A 20,367-nucleotide genomic window follows, 5' to 3' on the forward strand; every position below is an offset into this window, starting at 1 on the left:
TGTAGCCGATCGCGATCAGGCCGTAGATCGCACCGAGCGACAAGCCGTTGATCAATTGCTGTATGAAATATTCCATCAGGCAGGCTTCTCCCACTCTCCCAGATCACCGAACGGGCGGATGCCGAACAGGCAAGTGTGCGAATTTTGGTTTGAGCCGTGTGCGGCGGCGGAGTTCCGATCCGGATGAACGGGGGAGAACATCCAGGACCGAGGCAGGGGACGCTTGGAACCCAGCCGCCGCACCCGGTTCTTGCCGAAGCCCCGCCGGATGCGGGATCCGGCGGGGCTTCGGTCAAAGGCGGACCAGAAAAGTCGCTATAGGGGACCCTCGCGGGCTGGCATGCGGAGGGCCGGGCTCATCCGGCGGCCTGGAAAGGGGCCGACCGTCATCCATGCACGCAACGAAGTCGCGGGAGCGCGCTTCCGCGCCCGGGCGTCGTTCCGTTTTTCGACCATAGCCAACAGCTCCCCTTTGCGCAGCACGGCTTGCCGCCGTGGCGCCCCCACCGGCATCGCTGCCGGGCGACCATGGTGTGAATCAGCCGGATCGGACGGAAAGATCGTCCAGCCCGGTTCAGTCGGCGACGAACGCCGAGCCTTGCCCTGTTCTATTCTGTTCTTGGCTTCACACCCCGGCACTTTGGTGCCGGTGGCGGATGCAACCCTTTTTCTTGCCACAGACAGGTAAAGCAACTTGATCCGTGGACGCAACACTCTCTTTCCGGCAGACAAAAAAAACAACATTCCTCGTGCGCTCTTCGTCGAAATCAGAACGAAATTTCCAGGAAGACCAGTCCGGGAAAATTTCGTTCAGTCCTTTGTCAAAAGCTGTTCACATCTTCAGCGGACGAGGTTTCGCGGGTCGGTGAAGGGCTGGCCCAGCGCGTCGGCCACCGCCTCGTAGGTCAAGTGTCCGGCATGGACGTTCAGCCCGGCGAGCAGGTGCGGATCCTCGGCCAGCGCCCGTTTCCACCCCTTGCCGGCCAGTGCCTGGACGAAGGGCAGGGTGGCGTGGTTCAGCGCCTCTGTGCTGGTGCGGGCGACCGCGCCCGGCATGTTGGCGACGCAGTAATGGACGACGCCGTCCACCACATAGGTCGGGTCGGAATGGGTGGTGGCGTGGCTGGTCTCGAAGCAGCCGCCCTGGTCGATGGCGACGTCGACCAGAACCGAGCCGCGGCGCATGCCGGCCAGCTGGTCGCGGCGCACCAGCTTCGGCGCCGCGGCGCCTGGCACGAGCACGGCGCCGATCACCAGATCGGAGTCGGCGACCAGCCGGTCGAGCGTGTCGGCCGAGGCATAGACGGTCTTCAGCCGCGGCCCGAACAGGTCGTCGAGCTGGGCCAGCCGGGGCATGGAGCGGTCGGCGATGGTGACGTCGGCGCCCAGACCCATCGCCATGCGGGCGGCGTTGGCGCCGACCACCCCGCCGCCGATGACCAGCACCCGGCCGGGCAGCACGCCGGGCACGCCGCCCAGCAGGATGCCGGAGCCGCCGTTGCTCTTCTGCAGGGCGACGGCGCCGACCTGGATCGCCATGCGGCCGGCGATCTCCGACATTGGCGCCAGCAGCGGCAGGCGCCCGGCGCGGTCGGTCACCGTCTCGTAGGCGATCGCGGTGCAGCCGCTGTCCATCAGCAGCCGGGCCTGTTCGGGATCGGGGGCGAGATGCAGGTAGGTGAACAGCACCTGGTCGGGGCGCAGCCTGCGACATTCCGCCGGCTGCGGTTCCTTGACCTTCACGATAAGCTCGGCCTTCGCGAAGACCTCCTCGGCGCTGCCGGCGATCTCGGCCCCCGCCGTCCGGTAGGCTTCGTCGGAAAAGCCGATCTCGGCACCGGCGCCGCTCTGCACCAGCAGGGCATGCCCGTCCGCCGCCAGTTCGCGGACCGATGCCGGCGTCAGGCCGACCCGGTATTCGTGGTTCTTGATTTCCTTGGGAACGCCGATGCGCGTGACCATGCGAGATCTCCCCGATCCGAACTCCCGCTCCAGCCAATCCGGCGGAAACCAACTGGTATCCTAAGAAACCATCAGCTAGGCGGATTGTCTCAGTGATGTCACTATACGGCCGGCGGAGCGGGTGAATCTCTGCAAAGCCTTGCATGAATCTCCCATAGTGTGGTGGAGCTTTCGCATGATCCACCACGTCTTCGAATAAAATTGCATGCACGCCCTGGACGCCCTGGACCACAAGATCCTGCGCCTTCTCCGCAAGGACGGCCGGATGAGCAACGCCAAGCTGGCGACGGAGGTCGGGCTGTCGCCGTCGGCCTGCCTGCGCCGCCTGCACATGCTGGAGCATTCCGGCGTGATCCGCGGCTATACCGCCATCATCGAGACGGCGGACGAGGATCGGTCGGTCACGGTCATCGTGCAGATCACCCTGGAGCGGCAGACCGACGAGTATCTGCGCCGCTTCGACGCCGCCGTCCGCCGCTGTCCGGAGGTGCGGGAATGCTATCTGCTGTCCGGCAGTTCCGATTACCTGTTGCGGGTGGTGGCGCGGGACCCCGCCGACTACGACCGAATCTACAAGGATTCGCTGTCGCGCCTGCCGGGCGTGGTTCGCATCCAGTCGAGTTTCGCCATCCGCAGCGTCGTGCGCCCTGGCAGCTTGCCGGCACTGGAGGACTCCGCCGGCTGAGCCCCGCTCACCCGAACAGGTCCAGCTCCGGATCCGGCGCGGTTTCCGGGTGGGTCAGGTCGGTGCAGCCGATGCCGATCAGGCGGAAGGCGCGGCCGTCCACCTCGCGCTCCAGCAGGGCCATGCCGGCGGCCAGGATGGCGTCGGCCGAGCGGGTCGGCTCCACCCGGCGGGAGCGGGTGAGCTGCTGGAAATCCTTGGTCTTCAGCTTCAGCACCACGCTGCGGCCCAGCAGCTTCTCGCGTTCCAGCCGCCGGGAAACCTTGTCGGCCAGCGGGCGCAGTTCCTGCGCCAGGGCGGGCAGGGTGGTGACGTCCCAGTCGAAGGTCTCCTCCGATGAGATGCTCTTGCTCGGCGACTCGGGATGGACCCGGCGGGGATCCTCGCCGCGGGCATAGTTGTACAGCACCCGGCCCATGGCGCCGTAGCGCTTGACCAGCCAATGCTCGTCCTTGCCCTGCAGGTCGCCGACGCGGGTGATGCCGTCGGTGAACAGCTTGCGCTCCAGGGCCGGGCCGACGCCCCACAGGATGGTGACCCGCTTGGGAGCCAGGAAGGCGGCGGCCTCCGCCCGGCCGATCACGGAGAAACCGCGCGGCTTGTCGAGGTCCGACGCGATCTTGGCCAGCAGCTTGTTGTAGCTGAGCCCGATGGACGCGGTGATCCGCAGTTCCCGTTCGAAGCGGCGGACGATCTCCACCAGCGCCTGGGCCGGGCTGATGCTGAGGCGGTCCTCGACGCCGGCGAGGTCGAGATAGGCCTCGTCGATGCTGATCGGCTCGACCAGGGGGGTGAAGGCCTCCATGATCGCGCGGGCCTGATGGCCGACTTCCTTATATTTGGCGATGTTCGGACGGATGATGGTGGCGTCGGGGCAGCGGTCCAGCGCCTCCCGGATCGTCATGGCCGAACGCACGCCCGATATCCGCGCGACATAGCAGCAGGCGGCCACCACCCCGCGATGGTCGTCGCCGCCGACGATCACCGGCCGGCTCGCCAGCTCCGGCCGGTCGCGTTTCTCCACCGTGGCGTAGAAGCTGTCGCAGTCGATGTGGCCGATCGGCAGGCCGTGCAGTTCCGCATGGCGGAACAGCCGCCGGCTGCCGCATTTCGGACAGCGCGTCATCTCGCCCGGACCTACACCGGGCAGGGCGGCGGCGCAGTCGCGGCAGACGCTGTGCTGCGCACTGTCTTGGGGCGCGGTCATGATGGCGCCAGCTTAGCAAAGGCGCGTCCGAACCGCCAGCTTATGCGTACAAAGGAAGAACGGGCGGCAGGTTCGGCGGATCGAAGCGGGGGCGGCGGACATCACCGCAGCACGTCGCCCCCCACCGCCAGCCGGCCGGCGACCACGGCGGCCTGGGTGCGGCTGACCACGTTCAGCTTGCGCAGGATGCTGGAGACGTGGACCTTCACCGTCTGCTCCGACACGCTCAGTTCTCCGGCGATCTGCTTGTTCAGCTTGCCGTCGACGATCATCGTCAGGATGCGCAGCTGCTGCGGCGAGAGAGAGGCGAAACGCCGGGCGGAGTCCGCCTCGTCGGCCTCCGGCGAGCCGGCCGACAGCGGCGGCGCCCAGGTCTCGCCCGACAGGATGGCGCGGATGGCAGCCGCCATCGCCGGCATCGACAGCGATTTCGGGATGTAGCCCGAGGCGCCATAGGCCAGCGCCCGGCGGATGGTGTCGGAATCCTGCAAGGCCGACAGGATGGCGACCGGAACGGTCGGGTGGTGGGCCAGCATCAGGAACAGGCCGGCAAAGCCGTGGGTGCCGGGCATGTTGAGGTCGAGCAGGACGAGGTCGATCTCGTCCGGCCGCGGCCCCACTGCGGTCATCACCGAGTCGAGGTCCGGGCATTCGATCACCCGCACCTCCGGCATCGCCTTGCCCAGCGCGTCGCGCAGCGCCGCCTGGACCAGCGGATGGTCGTCGCCGATGACGATTGTCGTTCTTCCAGCCGGTGTCGATGCGCCTGCTGCGCTGTCTTCGCCCATGGCTTCCGCAACTCCCCCCAATTCACGGCCGCCCGGCTTTTGTCCGGTTCCGGCTTCAACGCTCGGTCACGGCGGCGGTTTGCAGCGCCGCCCCGTTCAGGAAGCGGCGCAGCGACGCCGGCTTCACCGGTTTGTAGAGCACGCCGCAGCCGCAACGCTCCGCCTCGGCCCGCACCGCTTCGGAGCGGTCGGCGGTCAGCAGCAGCCCCTTGACCGGACGGTCCCACAATTCCCGCAACCGCTCCAGAACCGCAAGTCCCGTCTGCCCGTTGCCGACGTGATAATCGACACAGACCACGTCGGGGAGCGTCCCGTCGAAGGGGGCCATCGCCGCCAGCGCGCCGGCCACGTCCGACGCCGTCGCCACCCGGCAGCCCCATTGGCCGAGCAGGGCGCGCAGGCCCGCCAGGATCGGTTCCTCGTTGTCGATGCACAGGACCAGCAGCCCGGCGGACAGGGCGGCGGGGGTGGAAACCGGGCGGTCGACCGGGGCGGCACGCGCCTGCTCCATCGGCACCTCCACCGCGAATCCGGTGCCGCGCCCGACGGTGGAGCGCAGGGTGACGGGATGGCCGAGCAGCCGGGCGATGCGGTCGACGATGGCGAGGCCGAGGCCGAGGCCCTTATCCGCGGGATTGCCGCCGCCATTCTCGCCACCCAGCCGGCGGAACTCCTCGAACACCTCGCGACGCTTGGTCTCGGGGATGCCGGGTCCGGTGTCCCACACCTCGATGCGCAGCCGGTCTCCTCCCATGGGATCGCCATGACCGGCGTCGCGGCGGCGGCAGCCGAGGAGAATCCGCCCCTCGGGGGTGTAGCGGACGGCGTTGGACAGGAAGTTCTGCAGGATACGGCGCAGAAGCTGCGGATCCGACCGCACGACGGCACTGCAGCCGACCACCTTCAGCGTCAGTCCGCGTTCCTGGGCCAGGGCGGAGAATTCCACCCCCAGCCCGCCCAGCAGCTCGTCGATGGCGAAGCTGCGCACCTGCACCCGGACATTGCCGGCATCGAGCGAGGAGATGTCGAGCAGCCCGCCCAGCAGCATCTCGGTGGAACGCAGGGAGGCGGCGGCGTTGTCGATCATGCCGCATTCGGCCGTCCGCTGGCCGGGCGTGGGCAAAGGCCCGCGCACGCTCTCCTCCAGCGCCGAGACGAACAGGCGGGCGGCGTTCAGCGGCTGCAGCAGGTCGTGGCTGGCGGCGGCGAGGAAGCGTGTCTTGCTGGCGTTGGCCGCCTCGGCCTCCGCCTTCGCCTGCTGGAGGGCGTCGGTGCGCTCCCGCACGCGATGCTCCAGGCTTTCGTTGGCTTCGCGCAGAGCCTCGGCGGCGCGGTAGCGCTCGGTGACGTCGGTGTAGGTCGAGACGTAGCCGCCTTCCGGCAGCGGATTGGCGAGGATCTCCAGCACCGTGCCGTCGGGACGGCGCCGTTCGTACCTGTAGGGCCATTGCAGATTCGCGGTGTCGCGGTTGGTCAGCAGCGCCTTCATGTCGTGGGCGCTGTATTCGCCGCGCTCGGTGTTGAAGCGGATCAGGTCGGCGAAGGGTACGCCGACCCGCACCATATCCGCCGGCAGGTCGAGCAGTTCCAGATAGCGGTGGTTCCAGGCGGCGATGCGGTGGTCGGCGTCGATCACGCAGATGCCCTGGCCGACATTCTCCAGCGTCGCCTGCAGCAGCTTGCGGTTGAAGTGCAATGCTTCCGAGGCCTCGTCCAGCATCGCCATGGCGTCGCCGCGCGACAGCGAGCGGCCGTTGGCCGAGCGGCCCTGGAGCGACGCCGCCATCACCACGCGCGCCGATGCCGCGCCGATGGCGCCGGCGATCAGCGTTTCCGTGAAGCGGACGGCGTCGAGATCGGCTGGTCCGGCCTCGCCCTTGCGGCCGGCGGCATAAGCGTCGAAGGCGGCGTTGCCGCGCTCCGCCCCGACGAAGCGGATGGCCAGTGCGCGCAGATCGGCCAGCCTGGCGGGGGCGTGGGGGGCGTCCTCGTCCTCTTCCTCGGCGGTGGCGGTGGTGTAGGAGACGGCCTGGGTGCGCTCCACCGCGCTGGGGCGGGCCAGCAGGGAGCCGGCGACGAAGGCGATCAGGTTGGCCAGCAGGCTCCACAGGCTGGCGTGGGAGATGGGGTCCAGCCCCTCGATCCCGAACAGCGCCTGCGGGCGCAGCCAGCCGATGCCCCAGGGGCCGAGATCGAGGAAGGCGTCGGGCACCGGCACGATGCGCGCCATCGATGGCACCAGCAGCGTGTAGACCCACAGCAGGAACCCGGCGCCCAGGCCCGCCAGCGCCCCCACCCGGTTGGCCCGCGGCCAGTACAGCCCGCCGAAGAAGGCCGGTCCGAACTGCGCCACCGCGACGAAGGAGAGCAGGCCGATGACGGTCAGCGGGTAGTCATGGTCGACCAGCCGGTGCATGACGTAGGCCAGCAGCAGGATGCCCAGCACCGAGAGCCGCCGCACCAGCAGCAGGGTGCCGACCATGTCGCGCCGGCCGACGCGGGCGGCGAAGTGCTTGCGCCTGAGCAGCAGCGGCATCACCACGTCGTTGCACAGCATGGTGCTGAGCGACACCGCCGCGACGATGACCATGCCGGTCGCCGCCGACAGGCCGCCGATGAAGGACAGCAGGCTGAAGCCGCCGGCCCCCGCCGCGATGGGCAGGGTGATCATGAAGGTGTCGGGGTTGATGCCGTCCTCGAAGGTGACAAGGCCGGCCACCGCGATGGGGATCATCAGCGCGCTGAGCGCCAGAAGGTAGGTCGGGTACATCCAGGCGGCGGCGCGCAGATGGCGGGGGCTGTCGTTCTCCACCGTCATCACATGGTACATCTGCGGCAGGCAGAGGAAGGCGATGATCGAGATCGCCGTGTTCGACCACCAGGTCGCGTCGGTGAAGTCGGGCGACAGCAGCGGTTCCGCCTGCGGCCGGGTGATCAGGTCGGCGTAGCCGTCGAACATGCCCCAGACGATGAAGGCCGCCACCGCCAGGAAGACGGTTAGTTTTACCAGGCTCTCGAAGGCGATGGCCAGCATCAGGCCGCGGTGGTGCTCGCTGGCGTTGATGTGGCGGACGCCGAACAGGATGGTGAAGACCGCCATCGACAGCGCCACCGCGAAGGCGGTGTCGCCCCAGACCGGCGGAGGCAGGGTGGCGGGCGCCGCCAGCGAGGGGGAGGTGAGCACGTCGAAGCTGGCGGCCACCGCCTTCAGCTGGAGCGCGATGTAGGGCAGCACCCCGACCAGCGCCGTCAGCGTCACCAGCGCCGCCACCGCCTGGCTCTTGCCGTAGCGGGCGCCGATGAAGTCGGCGATGGAGGTGACGTTCTGCGCCTTGGTGATGGCGATGGTCTTGGTCAGCACCGGCCTTGCCACCAGCAGCAGGATCATCGGCGCCAGATAGATCGGCAGGAAGTCGAATCCGCTGGCCGACGCCCGTCCGACCGAACCGTAGAAGCTCCAGCTGGTGTTGTAGATGCAGAGCGTCAGCGCATAGAGGATGCCGGTCGCCCGGGGCGAGGCCGACAGCAGCGCACCCCCGGCGGTGCGCCGGTCGCCCCACCAGGCGATGGCGAACAGCACCCCCAGATAGGCCGCCGAAACGGCCAGCACCAGCCAACTCTGCACGACCGACGGACCTCTTTGGGCGGGAGAAACCTCCTTCTCCCGGAGTGGGAAGGGGCATTCAAGCGACCGTACCCCAAGGCTCCGGCCGCCAACAACGGGGGGACTCGAAGCTGCCTAAAAATCATGCATCATTGAACGAAGGTAGGGCCACATATGGCTAACTCCACGAACTATTCTGTGCCTGCCCTGCGCCACTCTTCCGGCCGCCGCCGGTGCGACGGTCGGGGTTCCCGCTCCGGCCCTGCGGCGTCCACACCGGGTCCGGAGACCGCCGAAGCGGCCGTTTCCGTCTCTCCCCTCATGCGGGTCGGCCGCTTCGGCGCTGCGCATCCCGCGCTGCGGGACATGGGACATTCGGGGGGCCCTGTCGGTTTACTGCGTCGTCATCGCTGGGAAAGCGTCGCGAACGGCCCAATCTATGGCAAGATGGTCCATCGTGAGGGAGCCCGGCCGTCAATGCCGGTCCCGGTGCGTGGCTGAAACGGAAGACGGACGCCCAAGAGAATGCTGATCGACGCCTATTTGGGGTTCCGGGTCGGGGACGTGGTCCTGGACCGTGCGGAGCTTGCGGCCGGTACCGCCACCATCAAGGAAATCCACGTCGTCCCCTGTGACTGGGCGCATGGCCTGACCGGCATTGCCGTGATGGAGAACGGTGCCGAACGTTTCATCGTCCAGCTGAAGAAGGTCCGCCCGACGGATGAAGAGGTCGAGACCGAAAGCAACGTCCGGCCCTTGCGCCACCGCGCGCGCTGACCGCCACCGCGCGCGCTGAACACGGCGCAGAATACGAGAAGGGCCGCCGCCCCTGATCGGAGCGGCGGGCCTTCGTTTTTCAGGCGGTACGGAGCCCGCCGTCCCGTCAGTGACGAAGCTGGACGCGGCCGCCGTTCATGCGCGCGTCGTCGACGCGGACGATGACGGGGAGGCCGCGCAGGAAGGCGGCGCCGGTGTCGGTCGCCTCGACCAGGACATGGCCCTGGCGGTCCTGGCCGCGCAAACGGGCCTCGGTCGCCATGCCGGCATTGCGGACGGCGGCCGACAGTTCGGACACGGCCTTCCAGATGCGGGCGCGGTGTTCGGCGGCGCTGGCGCAGCCTGTCGCATCGGCGGCGGCCAGCGTTACGGTAAAGGAATGAAGCTCGATCGCCATGGTGGCACCACGGAACTTGGAGTGCGGGATTGTAAAACCCGGATCGTTCCGGCCATCGGCCGGATACGGCGCCGGCCCTTGGGATCGAGAAACTCAGTCGTAACGGGGAAGCTTCGACAGGACGATGTCGCTGATGAGGCCGCGGAGCTGGCTGACCGGGAGTTGTTCGACCGGAATGCTCACGGCGCGGGCGTAGGTCTCGCAGACGTGCCAGACGTGGTCGGGTTCGACCAGGATGTGCCGGGCGAGATCTTGGTCATCGGCGTTCGCCCGACCGGGGAGCGCCTTTTCGCAGGCCAGAGCGGTTTGCACCATGTCGCTGGCCAAAGTGTGCAGATTCATGGATGGCACCTTCCCATGCTCGGGAATTGGTTGGGGACACGAACAGATTAGGCTTTCGGACCAGCTTTCACAACGGTATCTATGACGTTCGGCTGTGACAATTAGACGTTTGATCCAGCCGGGCGCCTCGACGAGACCGTCGGGAACCATGCCTATAGCGGCATCAACATAGGTCGGGAAGAATTATTCCGCCCGTGACCGTTTCGCGGGGCAGACGCGGCGGATTCCGACCGGGGTCCTCGGCGATCTCCTCTTGCGCCGAGTCCGCTTTTCCACATGGGCCGAGCGTGCTTCTGCACATGGGGAGAGACGCCGTCCGCCGCTCAGGTCCGGATCAGCCCGTCCTGCTTCGGCGGTTCCGCCGAGGGGGACGGCGCGGGCGTCGGCGATGGGGCGGCGGGTGGCGTCAGCTGCCAGTTGTCCAGCGCCCGCCTCAAGGAGTCGAGCCCGGCACCGGCCGAGGATTTCGCCTCGTCGGCGGCGCGGGTGATGGCGGCGCAGAGGGCGGCGCGGCGCTTGGGATCGTCGCGGCTTTCCTCCAGCGCCCGGCCGACATCGTCGGTGGTGCCGCCTTTGGCGTCGGGCGGCGCCGTCTTCGGATCGATGCCCAGCAGCGGCAGCAGATACTCCCGGCCCTTCTCGCGTGCCACCGCAACGGCCTTGTCGCCGAACCGCTCCGCCGCCGCCAGCCCGGTGTCCCAGGCGCCGAGTGCCGCCGAGACGGTCGGGCTGCAGCGGCCTGCCGGATCCTCCGGCGGCGCCGTCTGGGCATGCAGCGGTGCGGCACACAGCAGCAGGGCGGCGAATGCCGGCGCTGCAAGGTGGCAATTGGGCTTGAGCAGGCGCGTCATGCTGGAGAACCCTGTGGTCGAAGGGGGCTTTCGGGTCAATTGGGGAGGCGGCCGTAAGCTTTCCATAGGCTTCCACCCCCAGCTGCCCATGGGCCCTGCCCCAACCGGTTCGGCCGGCGAAAAGCGGTCCTGTGCCGCGACCTGTGGCGATTTTGCTACCAAATGACTGTTTCATGACCTTTACATGACATGCCGTCGCTGCACCGCACCGCGAAGCGTGGTAAGAGCAGCCCGGAATTTCACCGGTTCCATACTCAATCCAGGCGAGTCACCGTCCCATGCTGCTGCGCGCATTCCGTTCGCTGATGCCGAAGGAGGAACGCTTCGTCGACCAGTTCGTCGAGCAGGCCCGCCATATCGTGGCAGCATCCATTGCGCTGGAAGCGGTGATGGACTCCGGACCGGACGACCGCGCGCAGAAGATCGCCGCGCTGAAGCGGGTGGAGAAGGACGCCGACCGCATCGCCAAGGATGCCGGGCGCGACCTGCACCGCGCCTTCATCACGCCGTTCGACCGCTCCGACATCCTGGCGCTGATCAACGCGCTGGACGACGCCATCGACCTGATGGACGAGGTGCCGCGCCATGCCGGCCTCTATGGGGTCGAGGTGTTCGACGAGTCGATGCGACGCTCCGTCGCCCTGATCCGCCAGCAGGCCGACGTGATAGTGGAGTTGATGCCGCTGCTGGGCTCGATCGCCCGCAACGCCGAGCGGATCGACCATCTCTGCGGCCGGCTGTCCGACCTGGAGGACGAGGCCGACGACGTGCTGCGCGACGCGCTGAAGGCGCTGATCGCGGAGAAGCCGGACATGATCGCCTTCCTCGGCCGGCGCGAGCTGTACGAGATGCTGGAGGCGGTGACCGACCGCTGCGACGACGTCGGCGACCTGGTCGCGGGCATCACGCTCGATCAGGTCTGAGGCGGCCGCGGTCATGGAGGCCCTGCAACTCGGCCTGCCGGCGATCGTCGTCATCATCCTGGTGGCGCTCGCCTTCGACTTCATCAACGGCCTGCACGACGCGGCGAACTCCATCGCCACGGTGGTGTCGACCCGCGTGCTGTCGCCCAAGCTGGCGGTGCTGTGGGCGGCCTTCTTCAACTTCATCGCCTTCCTGTTCTTCGGCCTGCATGTCGCCACCACCATCGGCACCGGCTTGGTCGATCCGCTGGTGATGGATCCGGCGGTGATCCTGGCGGCGCTGATCGGCGCCATCGGCTGGAACCTGATCACCTGGTGGCTCGGGCTGCCGTCCTCGTCCTCGCACGCGCTGGTCGGCGGCATCGCCGGGGCCGGCATCGCCAAGGCGGGGTTCGGCGCCATCATCGCCAGCGGATTCACCAAGACCGCGGTCGCCATCGTGCTGTCGCCGGGCATCGGCCTGCTGCTGGCCCTGCTGCTGATGCTGGTGCTGTCCTGGGCGCTGCGGCGGGCCGCCCCCTTCACGGTGGACCGGCAGTTCCGCCATTGGCAGCTTGTCTCGGCGGCGCTGTACAGCCTGGGCCATGGCGGCAACGACGCTCAGAAGACGATGGGCATCATCGCCGTGCTGCTGTTCAGCCAGGGCATGCTGGGCGACAGCTTCCACGTTCCCTTCTGGGTCATCATCGCCTGCCAGATCGCGATGGGGCTGGGCACGATGATGGGCGGCTGGCGCATCGTCCGCACCATGGGCTCGCGCATCACCGACCTGAAGCCCTACCAGGGCTTCTGCGCCGAGACGGCCGGCGCCATCACCCTGTTCGGCGCGACCTGGCTCGGCATCCCGGTGTCGACCACTCACACCATCACCGGCGCCATCGTCGGCGTCGGGTCCGCCCGCCGCACCTCGGCGGTGCGCTGGGGCCTGGCCGGCCGAATCGTCTGGGCCTGGGTGCTGACGATTCCCGCCTCCGGCATCGTCGCCTGGCTGTCCTACATGGTGGTGGCCGGCGTGCTGCGCCCGTAACGGCGCCGCCGCAGCCCACCCGCCGCCCTTCGGGGGCGGCGAATCGGGAAGAGAACACGGCGCGAACGGCGGGGCGGACGGATAAGGCCTTCGTGATGCAGCGCGGCCTTGACCCGCAAGGGCGGGAACGGCAGGATCGGTCCGGTGGAGACAGGATACCGGTCATGCCGCATATCGAACGCACCGACCAAGGCGAGCAGTATGTGCTTCCCGGCACCGAACGCCGGACGGCTCCCGGCTTGCCCTATGCGGCGGAAGCCGACGGCCAGCTGACCCTGCATTTCTACGCCCCGCCCGACAAGTCCGAACGCCGCCCCCGCCCGACGTCGGGGCGCAGCCTCGCGGCCGCTTCCTTGTCCGCAACCCAGATGGCTGCCGCCCAGATGGCAGGCGCGCCGCTGCCGGCCGGTCCGGCGATTCCTCCGGCCCAGATGGCGGGGCAGGCGGTCCCGGCGATGAGCGACGCCGCGCCGCAAAGCCTGTTCGGCCGCCGCCTCGCCCATTTCCCGCACGTGTTCGAGCAGCCCTGAACGGCCTGGATGGACGGCCCCGGGTGAACCGCCCTGCCGGCCGCCCTCAGGCTGCGCCGGTGCGGTTCCGTCCGGCCTCCAGGATGCGGGCCACCTGGCGCAGCAGGGTTTCGCGGTCGTAAGGCTTGCCGATGTGCCCGTTCATCCCGGCATCGCGACATTGGCGCCGTTCCGTATCGGACGACCCCGCGGTCAGCGCCAGGATCGGCAGGCTCCCCCGTGGCGGGGGCAGCGCGCGGATGGCGCGGCTGGCCTCCAGCCCATCCATGCCCGGCATCTGCACGTCCATCAGAACGAGGTCGTAGTCCCGGGATTCTACCGCCTGGACCGCAGCCGCTCCGTCGGCCACCAGATCGATGGCATAGCCGCTGTCGCGGAACAGGGCGGCCAGCAATTCGCGATTGATCGACAGATCCTCGGCGATCAGCAGGCGCGGCGGTCCGGAAGGTCGCATGGCCGATGCCGGGATGGCCGATGCCGGGGCAACCGGCGTTGGAGCTGCCGGCGTCGGGGCTGCCGACCCTGCCCGCCGTCCGGCGATGCGGACCAGTTGCCGGCGCAGATCCTCGATGGAAAAGGGCTTGGCGATCATCGCCACGTCGGGCCCGAAGGCGGCGGGGATGCCCACGGCATGGGCGGCGAAGCCCGAAGCCAGCAGCACGGGCAGGCCGGGACGCAAGCGGGTGGCCTGTCGCGCCAGCTCCGTGCCGTCCATGCCCGGCGGCATGACGACGTCGCTCAGCAGCAGATCGAGCCTTTCCTGTCCGTCCAGCACCACGAGCGCCTCGTTGGCGTTGGCCGCCGCGATCACCCGGTGCCCCCAGCCGCGCAGCAAGCCGGCCACCATGTCGCGCACGGTCGGGTCGTCATCCACCAGCAGGATCGACAGCGGCACCGTGGTCGATCCCGGGAGGGGGGCAGAGGGCATTGCGGGAGCGGGCTGAAGCATCAGGCCGCCCTCCGCGCCGCCGCCGACGCCGGTTCGGCCGGACCGGGGCGGCTTGTCCGTCGTCGCCGACAGCGACTCCGATGCGGCATGCGCCGCCGAACCGGGCTCCGCCGGCAGCAGGCGTCCGGCGGGCAGGCGCACCGTCACCGTGGTGCCGACACCCAGCGTGCTGTGCAGCGCCAGGGTGCCGCCATGCAGCTCGACCAGCCGCTTGGTCAGCGGCAGGCCCAGTCCGGCGCCCTCCACCCTGCGGTTGGCGGCAGTCTCGACACGGGTGAAGGGTTCCAGCACGCGGTCGACATCCTCGGGCGGGATGCCCAGCCCGGTGTCGGTGACGCGGATCACCGGCAGGCCCTCCTCGATGGCGGCCGACAGCGTCACCGACCCGCCCGACGGCGTGTATTTCACCCCGTTGGCGATCAGGTTCAGCAGGATCTGGCGAATGCGGCGGTCGTCGCCGCGCAGCTGCCGCGCCGCCGGCGCCACCGCCGCCGCCAGCAGCACGCCGGCGCGTTCGGCCCGCGGGGTCAGCATGCGGACGGCGAAGTCGGCGGCCTCCTCCAGGTCGCAGGGCCCCTCCTCGATCGTCAGCGCCCCGGCTTCGGCGCGCGCATGGTCGAGGATCTCATTGATCAGTTCCAGCACATGCTGGCCGCTGTCGCGGACATTGGCGGCATATTGCCGGTAGGTCGGCGTGCCGATCGGCCCCTCCGCCTCGCGGGCGATCAGGTCGGCGAAGCCGATCACCGCGTTCAGCGGGGTGCGCAGCTCATGGCTCAGCCCGGCCAGGAACTCGCCCTTGGCGCGGTTGGCGGCCTCGGCGGCCCGGCGTGCGGCCTCCGCCATGTCGCGGGCATGGTCGAGGGCGGCGGCAAGCCTGGCGCTCTCGTCGCGTTCGGCGCTGGTCCGCTCCACGGCGGTCCGCGCCTCGGCCAGCGCCACCTGCGCCTTGCGCTCGCGGTCGAGATAGCGCAGGCCCCAAGCCAGCATCCCGAGGATCGCCAGCAGCCCGACGACGGTCTCCAGCACCGTGTGCAGGGTGCGGGTGCGCCATTCGGCCATCGCCTCGTCCCGGTCGATGCCGGTCAGCACCACCAGCCCATAGTCGCCGACCGTCCGGTAGGCGGCGATGCGCAGCACCCCGTCCAGCACCGACGGCGACAGATACTGTCCTTCCGGCGCCTCGGGCAGCTTGGACCGGAACAGCGGTCCGGTGGCGACCGACCGTCCGGCCGAGGCCTCGGTCGCCGGGCGGCGGGCGACGACCTCACCGTTCGGGCGGTAGACGCCGACCAGCGGATCGAACGCGAATCCCAGCATGGAGTAGAAGTCGATCAGGGAGTCCACCCGGATCGACACGGATGCCACCCCGACGAACCGCCCCTCGTCGTCATGCAGGGCACGGGAGACCGGGAAGACCAGCGGCTGGCCGCCGTTCCGTGCCGGCTGGGCCGCGCCGATGTGCAGGCGCATCCCGCCGCGCAGGGACTCCAGTCCGGCCGGATCGGCGAAGCCGGCGATGCGGTTGGGGAAGCTGCCCGATTCCAGCACCGTCCGTCCGTCGGCGTCATGGATCCAGATCGCGTCCGCGCCATCGACCTGGGCGGCATATTCGCGCAGCCTGGACCAATGCTTCAGATCGCGGACGTTCCGGGGACCGCCGGCCTCCGCCACCATGCCCGCGGTCTGGTCGAGCGCGATGTCGGCGGTGCGGATGGTGCGGTGGACATGGTCGTCGACAAGTCGGGCCATGTCCCGGACCATGGCGAAGCGGTGCTGCAGCGTGTCCCGATAGTCGAAATAGATCCTATGGCCGGCGTTGCCGGCCAATGCGGCCAGCACGACCACCACCACCAGCGCGCCCCGTAGGAAGCGTCCCACACATCCCCCTTTTTGTGCCGATGCGCGATGCGGCCCCATCGACGCTTCGGGGGCAAACTATCATGAATCCCCTGGGGCCGGTGCGGTATTCGACGGAGCGCACCCTTGGGGTTTGTCCCGATGCCCGCATCGTCCGCAGCGATGATGGCGCCGGAAGGGCGGCGGCGCGGAGGGGGCCGCCGACCGAGGCCTTTCGCCGGACCCGGTGGAAAAATCACCCCTGCGCCGTCTTGCACGGCTTTCCCCATGGGCCCAAATGCGCGGGCATCCGAACCATAAGGGAGGCCGAAGGATGGGGCTGTTCGATATGTTCAAGGGCAACGCGCCGCTGGAGATGAATCCGCGGCGTGCGCTGGTGGTGTCGCTGGTCTACTGCATGGGATCCGATGGCGAGATCGATCCGGAGGAGGTCGGCCATCTCGTCTCCGTCCTCGGCCGCCGGGCCTCGCGCGAGGAGCTGGACGGCTGCCTCAAATATGCACGCGGCACCCCGCCGGACAGCTTCCTGGCCGAGGTGACGCCGAAGCTGAACCAGCAGCAGCGGCTGTGCATCCTGCTGAACATGATCGACAGCGCCATGGCCGACGGCGAGGCCGAGCAGGGCGAGCGCGACCTGATCATCCGCTTCCAGCAGGCCTTCGGCTTCGACGACGCGACGTTGCGGCCCTATTTCGAGGCGCTGACGGCGAAGAACAGCCGGTCCGTGCTGGACGCCTGAGGATGATCGCCCCCTCCCCAGCCTTTGCGAAGGGAGGGGGCGACGTCGTTTACAGCCAGTCCGGGACCCGCTCGGCCGCCAGCATCTCCTCGACCGTCGGGCGGGGGCGGATGACCGAGAAGCGGTCGCCGTTGACCAGAACCTCCGGCACCAGCGGCCGGGTGTTGTAGGTCGAGGCCATCACCGCGCCATATGCACCGGCCGACAGGAAGGCGACGAGGTCGTCGTCGGCCAGCGGCGGCAGCGGGCGCTGCACGGCGAAGGTGTCGCCGCTCTCGCACACCGGGCCGACCACGTCGTAGGGCTCCGCCGCGACGCCGGCGGCCGGCTCGGCGACGGGCACGATGCCGTGATAGGCGTCGTACAGCGACGGGCGGATCAGGTCGTTCATCGCGGCGTCGACGATGGCGAAGCGGCGGTGCAGACCCTGCTTCACGTAGATGACGCGGCTGACCAGGATGCCGGCATTGCCGACCAGCGAGCGGCCCGGCTCCAGCGTGATGCGGCAGCCGAGATTGCCGGTGATCGAGCGCACCATCGCGGCGTAGTCGGCCAGGTCGGGCGGCGCCTCGTTCTTGTAGGTGATGCCGAGACCGCCGCCGAGATCCAGGCGCTGGATGTCGTGGCCGTCCTCGCGCAGCTGGTGCAGCAGCGCCGCCACCCGCTCATAGGCCGCCCGGAAGGGGGCGAGGTCGGTCAGCTGCGAGCCGATGTGCACGGCGATGGCGACCGGCTTGACGCCCGGCAGGGCCGCGGCGCGGCGGTAGATCTCGCGCGCGTGGTCGTAATCGATGCCGAACTTGTTCTCTTTCTTGCCGGTGGCGATCTTGGCGTGGGTCTTGGCGTCGACGTCCGGGTTGACGCGGAAGGCGATGTCAGCCTCCACGCCCAGCGACGAGGCCACCTCGCTCAGCGCCTCCAGCTCCGGCACCGATTCGACGTTGATCTGGTGGATGCCGGCTTCGAGGGCGGCGCGCAGATCCTCGCGGGTCTTGCCGACGCCGGAGAAGACGATGCGCTCCGGCGGGATGCCGCCGGCCAGCGCCCGCTTCATCTCGCCCACCGACACCACGTCGCCGCCGGCCCCCAGCTTCGCCAGCGTGCGGATGACGGCAAGGTTGGAGTTGGCCTTCAGCGCGTAGCAGACGCCGGCATCCTGGCCGGCGAAGGCGCCGGCATAGGCGTTGTAGTGCGAGTCCAGCGCCGCGGTGGAATAGAGGTAGAAGGGGGTGCCCACCTCCCGCGCCACATCCTCCAGCGACACCGATTCGGCATGCAGCACGCCGTTGCGGTAGGCGAAGACACTCATGGGGGAACCGTTGGGAGAACTATGGGCGGGCGAACCGGTGCGAGCGGTCATGGGAACTGGACTCCGGAACCGGCCGGCTTACCGGGCTTCGGGTCCAGCGAGGGGTTGGGATAGCTGCGCGGGAAGGGATCGACCTGCCCCTCCGGAACCGGGCTGTCGACGAATTTCGGCTTCTTGCCGCAGCCGGCCAGCGCCAGGGCGCCGGCCAGGGCGAGGATCGTCAAAGTAACGCTGCGGTTCACAGGAAACGCTCCCGGGCGGCCTTCACCGCCTCCTGCACGCGGACGGGGGCCGGGCCGCCGAAGCTGGTGCGGCTGTTCAGCGACGCCTCGATGCTCAGCGCCGGATAGACGGCTTGCGTGATGCGCGGCTCGATGGCCTGGAGTTCGGCCAGCGTCAGGTCGGTCAGCCCGACGCGGCGGTCCTCCGCCGCCTTCACGGCGCGGCCGGTGACGTGGTGCGCCTCGCGGAAGGGCATGTCCAGTTCCCGCACCAGCCAGTCGGCGAGGTCGGTGGCGTTCAGGAAGCCGCGGTCGGCCGCCTCGCGCATCGCCGGAACGTTGGGCTGCATGTCGCGCACCATGCCTTCCATGGCGGCGATGCAGAGCGCCAGCGTGTCGTCGGCCTCGAACACCGGCTCCTTGTCCTCCTGCATGTCCTTGGAATAGGCCAGCGGCAGGCCCTTCATGGCGATCAGCAGGCTGTTCAGGCTGCCGATCACCCGGCCGGCCTTGGCGCGCACCAGCTCCGCGGCGTCGGGGTTCTTCTTCTGCGGCATGATCGAAGAGCCGGTGGTGAAGGCGTCCGACAGCTTGATGAAGCGGAACTGGGCCGAGCACCAGATCACGATCTCTTCGGCGAAGCGCGACAGGTGCATGCCGCAGATCGACGCCGCCGACAGATATTCCAGCGCGAAGTCGCGGTCGGACACCGCGTCCAGCGAGTTGGCGGTCGGCCGGTTGAAGCCCAGCGCCTCCGCCGTCATGAAACGGTCGATCGGGTAGGGGGTGCCGGCCAGCGCCGCCGAGCCCAGCGGGCATTCGTTCAGCCGGCAGCGGGCGTCGCGGAAGCGGCTGCGGTCGCGCCCGAACATCTCGACATAGGCCAGCAGGTGATGGGCGAAGCTGATCGGCTGCGCCGCCTGGAGATGGGTGAAGCCCGGCATCACCGTGCCGGTGTGCTGCTCCGCCAGGTCGATCAGCGCGGTCTGGAGCGCGGTCAGGCCGGCGATGGTCCGGTCGATGGCGTCGCGCACCCACAGCTTGAAATCGGTCGCCACCTGGTCGTTGCGCGAGCGGCCGGTGTGCAGGCGCTTGGCCGGTTCGCCGATCAGCTCGGCCAGCCGGGCCTCCACATTCATGTGGATGTCCTCCAGCTCCACCTTGAAGGTGAAGGCGCCGGCGTCAATCTCTGCCTTTACGCGGTCGAGTCCGCCGATGATGGCGTCGGCGTCGGCCTGGGTTATGATGCCCTGCTTGGCCAGCATCGCGGCATGGGCCTTCGACCCGGCGATGTCCTGGTCGGCGAGCCGCTTGTCGAAGCCGATGGAGGCGTTGATCTTCTCCATGATGGCGGCGGGACCGCGGGCGAATCGCCCGCCCCACATCTGGCTGGCGGCGGGCGCGGCGGCGCCGGTGGCGGCGCCAGTCGGGGTGGCGGAGTTCGGCGAGGTCTGATCGGCGCTCATGGGGACGGGTTACCGGGGCATTCGGGTGAAGGGGAGCGAGGAAGCGTGAGTATGCGGACTTTGGCGGCCGTCGCAACGGTTTGTGTGTGCATGGCCGGGGCCGGCCTGTGGTGGAGCGCCGGTGCGGCTCCCAACCCCGGCGCCACCACGCCGGAGGTGGTGCGGCTGGGCGCGGCGGATGCGCCATCGGGTGTCACGCCGGTCGCCTCCGGTGGAGCCGACAAGCTGGAGAAGTTCAAGGGTGCGGAGCCCAAGCCGATGCCACCCTTGTCCTTCGTCGACGCCGAGGGCCGGCGGATCGATCTGGCCGATTTCAAGGACCGGGTGATCCTGCTGAACCTGTGGGCGACCTGGTGCGGGCCGTGCGTGAAGGAGATGCCGTCGCTCGACCGCCTGCAGGCCCAGCTGGGCGGCGACGCCTTCCAGGTGGTGGCGCTGTCGCTGGACCGTGGCGGGCGGACGGCGGTGGAGCCCTTCTACAAGAAGACGGGGGTCGAGCATCTGACGGTGTTCCTCGATCCGGGATCGGAGTCGATGAAGGCGCTGTCCTTGCGCGGCCTGCCCACCACCGTGCTGGTCGATCCGGAAGGCCGCGAGCTTGGCCGCGTCGAAGGGGCGGTGGAGTGGGATTCGCCGGAGGTCGTCGCCTTCCTGCGCCAGTTCCTGGGGCGGGGTGGCGGCCCGGCGCGCGACCGTGGCGGGGTGATGAAGACGGGCGGCTGACGGGTTT

At 69.0% G+C, this 20,367-nt stretch carries 18 protein-coding genes; 7 read left to right on the forward strand and 11 right to left on the reverse strand.

Features of this window, described 5'->3' with window-relative positions; all coding sequences use genetic code 11:
- Nucleotides 1-840: 840 nt before the first annotated feature.
- A complete protein-coding gene (gene ald / locus JHL17_RS32420; protein ID WP_200198787.1) occupies nucleotides 841-1,962 on the reverse strand; it encodes an alanine dehydrogenase in 1,122 nt (373 codons plus the stop codon).
- 205 nt (nucleotides 1,963-2,167) lie between these two features.
- Here ald and JHL17_RS32425 point away from each other — a divergent pair, with 205 nt between their 5' ends.
- A complete protein-coding gene (locus JHL17_RS32425) occupies nucleotides 2,168-2,647 on the forward strand; it encodes an Lrp/AsnC family transcriptional regulator (protein WP_200198788.1) in 480 nt (159 codons plus the stop codon).
- A 7-nt stretch (nucleotides 2,648-2,654) separates the two neighbouring features.
- On the opposite strand, the gene JHL17_RS32430 is transcribed toward JHL17_RS32425, so the two are convergent.
- The 3 genes from JHL17_RS32430 to JHL17_RS32440 all read right to left on the reverse strand — a co-directional run bounded on the left by JHL17_RS32430 (nucleotide 2,655) and on the right by JHL17_RS32440 (nucleotide 8,267).
- Nucleotides 2,655-3,854 carry a DNA polymerase IV gene (locus JHL17_RS32430; protein ID WP_200198789.1) on the reverse strand — a complete coding sequence of 400 codons (1,200 nt, stop codon included), beginning with the start codon at nucleotides 3,852-3,854 and terminating at the stop codon, nucleotides 2,655-2,657.
- 101 nt (nucleotides 3,855-3,955) lie between these two features.
- Complete coding sequence (locus tag JHL17_RS32435; protein WP_200198790.1) at nucleotides 3,956-4,642, reverse strand: LuxR C-terminal-related transcriptional regulator; 687 nt, start codon at nucleotides 4,640-4,642, stop codon at nucleotides 3,956-3,958.
- Between the two features lie 55 nt (nucleotides 4,643-4,697).
- Nucleotides 4,698-8,267 (reverse strand): NahK/ErcS family hybrid sensor histidine kinase/response regulator, encoded by a 3,570-nt coding sequence (locus tag JHL17_RS32440; RefSeq protein ID WP_200198791.1) that lies wholly within the window; start codon nucleotides 8,265-8,267, stop codon nucleotides 4,698-4,700.
- A gap of 504 nt (nucleotides 8,268-8,771) precedes the next feature.
- On the opposite strand from JHL17_RS32440, the gene JHL17_RS32445 reads away from it, so the two are divergent.
- On the forward strand, nucleotides 8,772-9,023 hold the full coding sequence (locus JHL17_RS32445; protein WP_200198792.1) for a hypothetical protein: 252 nt from the start codon (nucleotides 8,772-8,774) through the stop codon (nucleotides 9,021-9,023).
- Between the two features lie 106 nt (nucleotides 9,024-9,129).
- On the opposite strand, the gene JHL17_RS32450 is transcribed toward JHL17_RS32445, so the two are convergent.
- The 3 genes from JHL17_RS32450 to JHL17_RS32460 form a co-directional block, all read right to left on the reverse strand.
- The gene (locus tag JHL17_RS32450; RefSeq protein ID WP_200198793.1) at nucleotides 9,130-9,420 is read right to left on the reverse strand and encodes a hypothetical protein; all 291 of its coding nucleotides are present in this window, start codon (nucleotides 9,418-9,420) and stop codon (nucleotides 9,130-9,132) included.
- Between the two features lie 93 nt (nucleotides 9,421-9,513).
- A complete protein-coding gene (locus JHL17_RS32455) occupies nucleotides 9,514-9,762 on the reverse strand; it encodes a hypothetical protein (protein ID WP_200198794.1) in 249 nt (82 codons plus the stop codon).
- Nucleotides 9,763-10,085: 323 nt separating this feature from the next.
- Nucleotides 10,086-10,613 (reverse strand): hypothetical protein, encoded by a 528-nt coding sequence (locus JHL17_RS32460; RefSeq protein ID WP_200198795.1) that lies wholly within the window; start codon nucleotides 10,611-10,613, stop codon nucleotides 10,086-10,088.
- Between the two features lie 278 nt (nucleotides 10,614-10,891).
- Here JHL17_RS32460 and JHL17_RS32465 point away from each other — a divergent pair, with 278 nt between their 5' ends.
- The 3 genes from JHL17_RS32465 (at nucleotide 10,892) to JHL17_RS32475 (ending at nucleotide 13,093) form a co-directional block, all read left to right on the forward strand.
- The gene (locus JHL17_RS32465) at nucleotides 10,892-11,536 is read left to right on the forward strand and encodes a DUF47 domain-containing protein (protein WP_200198796.1); all 645 of its coding nucleotides are present in this window, start codon (nucleotides 10,892-10,894) and stop codon (nucleotides 11,534-11,536) included.
- A 13-nt stretch (nucleotides 11,537-11,549) separates the two neighbouring features.
- Nucleotides 11,550-12,563 (forward strand): inorganic phosphate transporter, encoded by a 1,014-nt coding sequence (locus tag JHL17_RS32470; RefSeq protein WP_200198797.1) that lies wholly within the window; start codon nucleotides 11,550-11,552, stop codon nucleotides 12,561-12,563.
- Between the two features lie 164 nt (nucleotides 12,564-12,727).
- Nucleotides 12,728-13,093, forward strand: a complete 366-nt coding sequence (locus JHL17_RS32475) for a hypothetical protein (protein WP_200198798.1) — start codon at nucleotides 12,728-12,730, stop codon at nucleotides 13,091-13,093.
- A 46-nt stretch (nucleotides 13,094-13,139) separates the two neighbouring features.
- Here the strand turns inward: JHL17_RS32475 and JHL17_RS32480 are convergent, their stop codons facing one another.
- Nucleotides 13,140-15,923: a response regulator gene (locus tag JHL17_RS32480; RefSeq protein ID WP_200198799.1), complete on the reverse strand. Its 2,784-nt coding sequence runs from the start codon at nucleotides 15,921-15,923 to the stop codon at nucleotides 13,140-13,142.
- Between the two features lie 292 nt (nucleotides 15,924-16,215).
- On the opposite strand from JHL17_RS32480, the gene JHL17_RS32485 reads away from it, so the two are divergent.
- Nucleotides 16,216-16,641 carry a tellurite resistance TerB family protein gene (locus JHL17_RS32485; RefSeq protein ID WP_200198800.1) on the forward strand — a complete coding sequence of 142 codons (426 nt, stop codon included), beginning with the start codon at nucleotides 16,216-16,218 and terminating at the stop codon, nucleotides 16,639-16,641.
- A gap of 49 nt (nucleotides 16,642-16,690) precedes the next feature.
- On the opposite strand, the gene lysA is transcribed toward JHL17_RS32485, so the two are convergent.
- The 3 genes from lysA to argH are packed head-to-tail and all read right to left on the reverse strand — an operon-like array spanning nucleotide 16,691 to nucleotide 19,637.
- Nucleotides 16,691-17,950 carry a diaminopimelate decarboxylase gene (gene lysA / locus JHL17_RS32490; RefSeq protein ID WP_200198801.1) on the reverse strand — a complete coding sequence of 420 codons (1,260 nt, stop codon included), beginning with the start codon at nucleotides 17,948-17,950 and terminating at the stop codon, nucleotides 16,691-16,693.
- A gap of 47 nt (nucleotides 17,951-17,997) precedes the next feature.
- Complete coding sequence (locus JHL17_RS32495; RefSeq protein WP_200198802.1) at nucleotides 17,998-18,192, reverse strand: hypothetical protein; 195 nt, start codon at nucleotides 18,190-18,192, stop codon at nucleotides 17,998-18,000.
- The gene (gene argH / locus JHL17_RS32500) at nucleotides 18,189-19,637 is read right to left on the reverse strand and encodes an argininosuccinate lyase (protein WP_200198803.1); all 1,449 of its coding nucleotides are present in this window, start codon (nucleotides 19,635-19,637) and stop codon (nucleotides 18,189-18,191) included. Before argH ends, JHL17_RS32495 begins: the two co-directional genes overlap by 4 nt.
- A 90-nt stretch (nucleotides 19,638-19,727) precedes the next feature.
- On the opposite strand from argH, the gene JHL17_RS32505 reads away from it, so the two are divergent.
- Complete coding sequence (locus tag JHL17_RS32505) at nucleotides 19,728-20,360, forward strand: TlpA family protein disulfide reductase (RefSeq protein ID WP_247893981.1); 633 nt, start codon at nucleotides 19,728-19,730, stop codon at nucleotides 20,358-20,360.
- Nucleotides 20,361-20,367 lie beyond the last annotated feature (7 nt).

Origin of the sequence: Azospirillum endophyticum (assembly GCF_016595245.1) — a bacterium.
GTDB classification, from domain to species: Bacteria; Pseudomonadota; Alphaproteobacteria; order Azospirillales; family Azospirillaceae; genus Azospirillum; species Azospirillum endophyticum.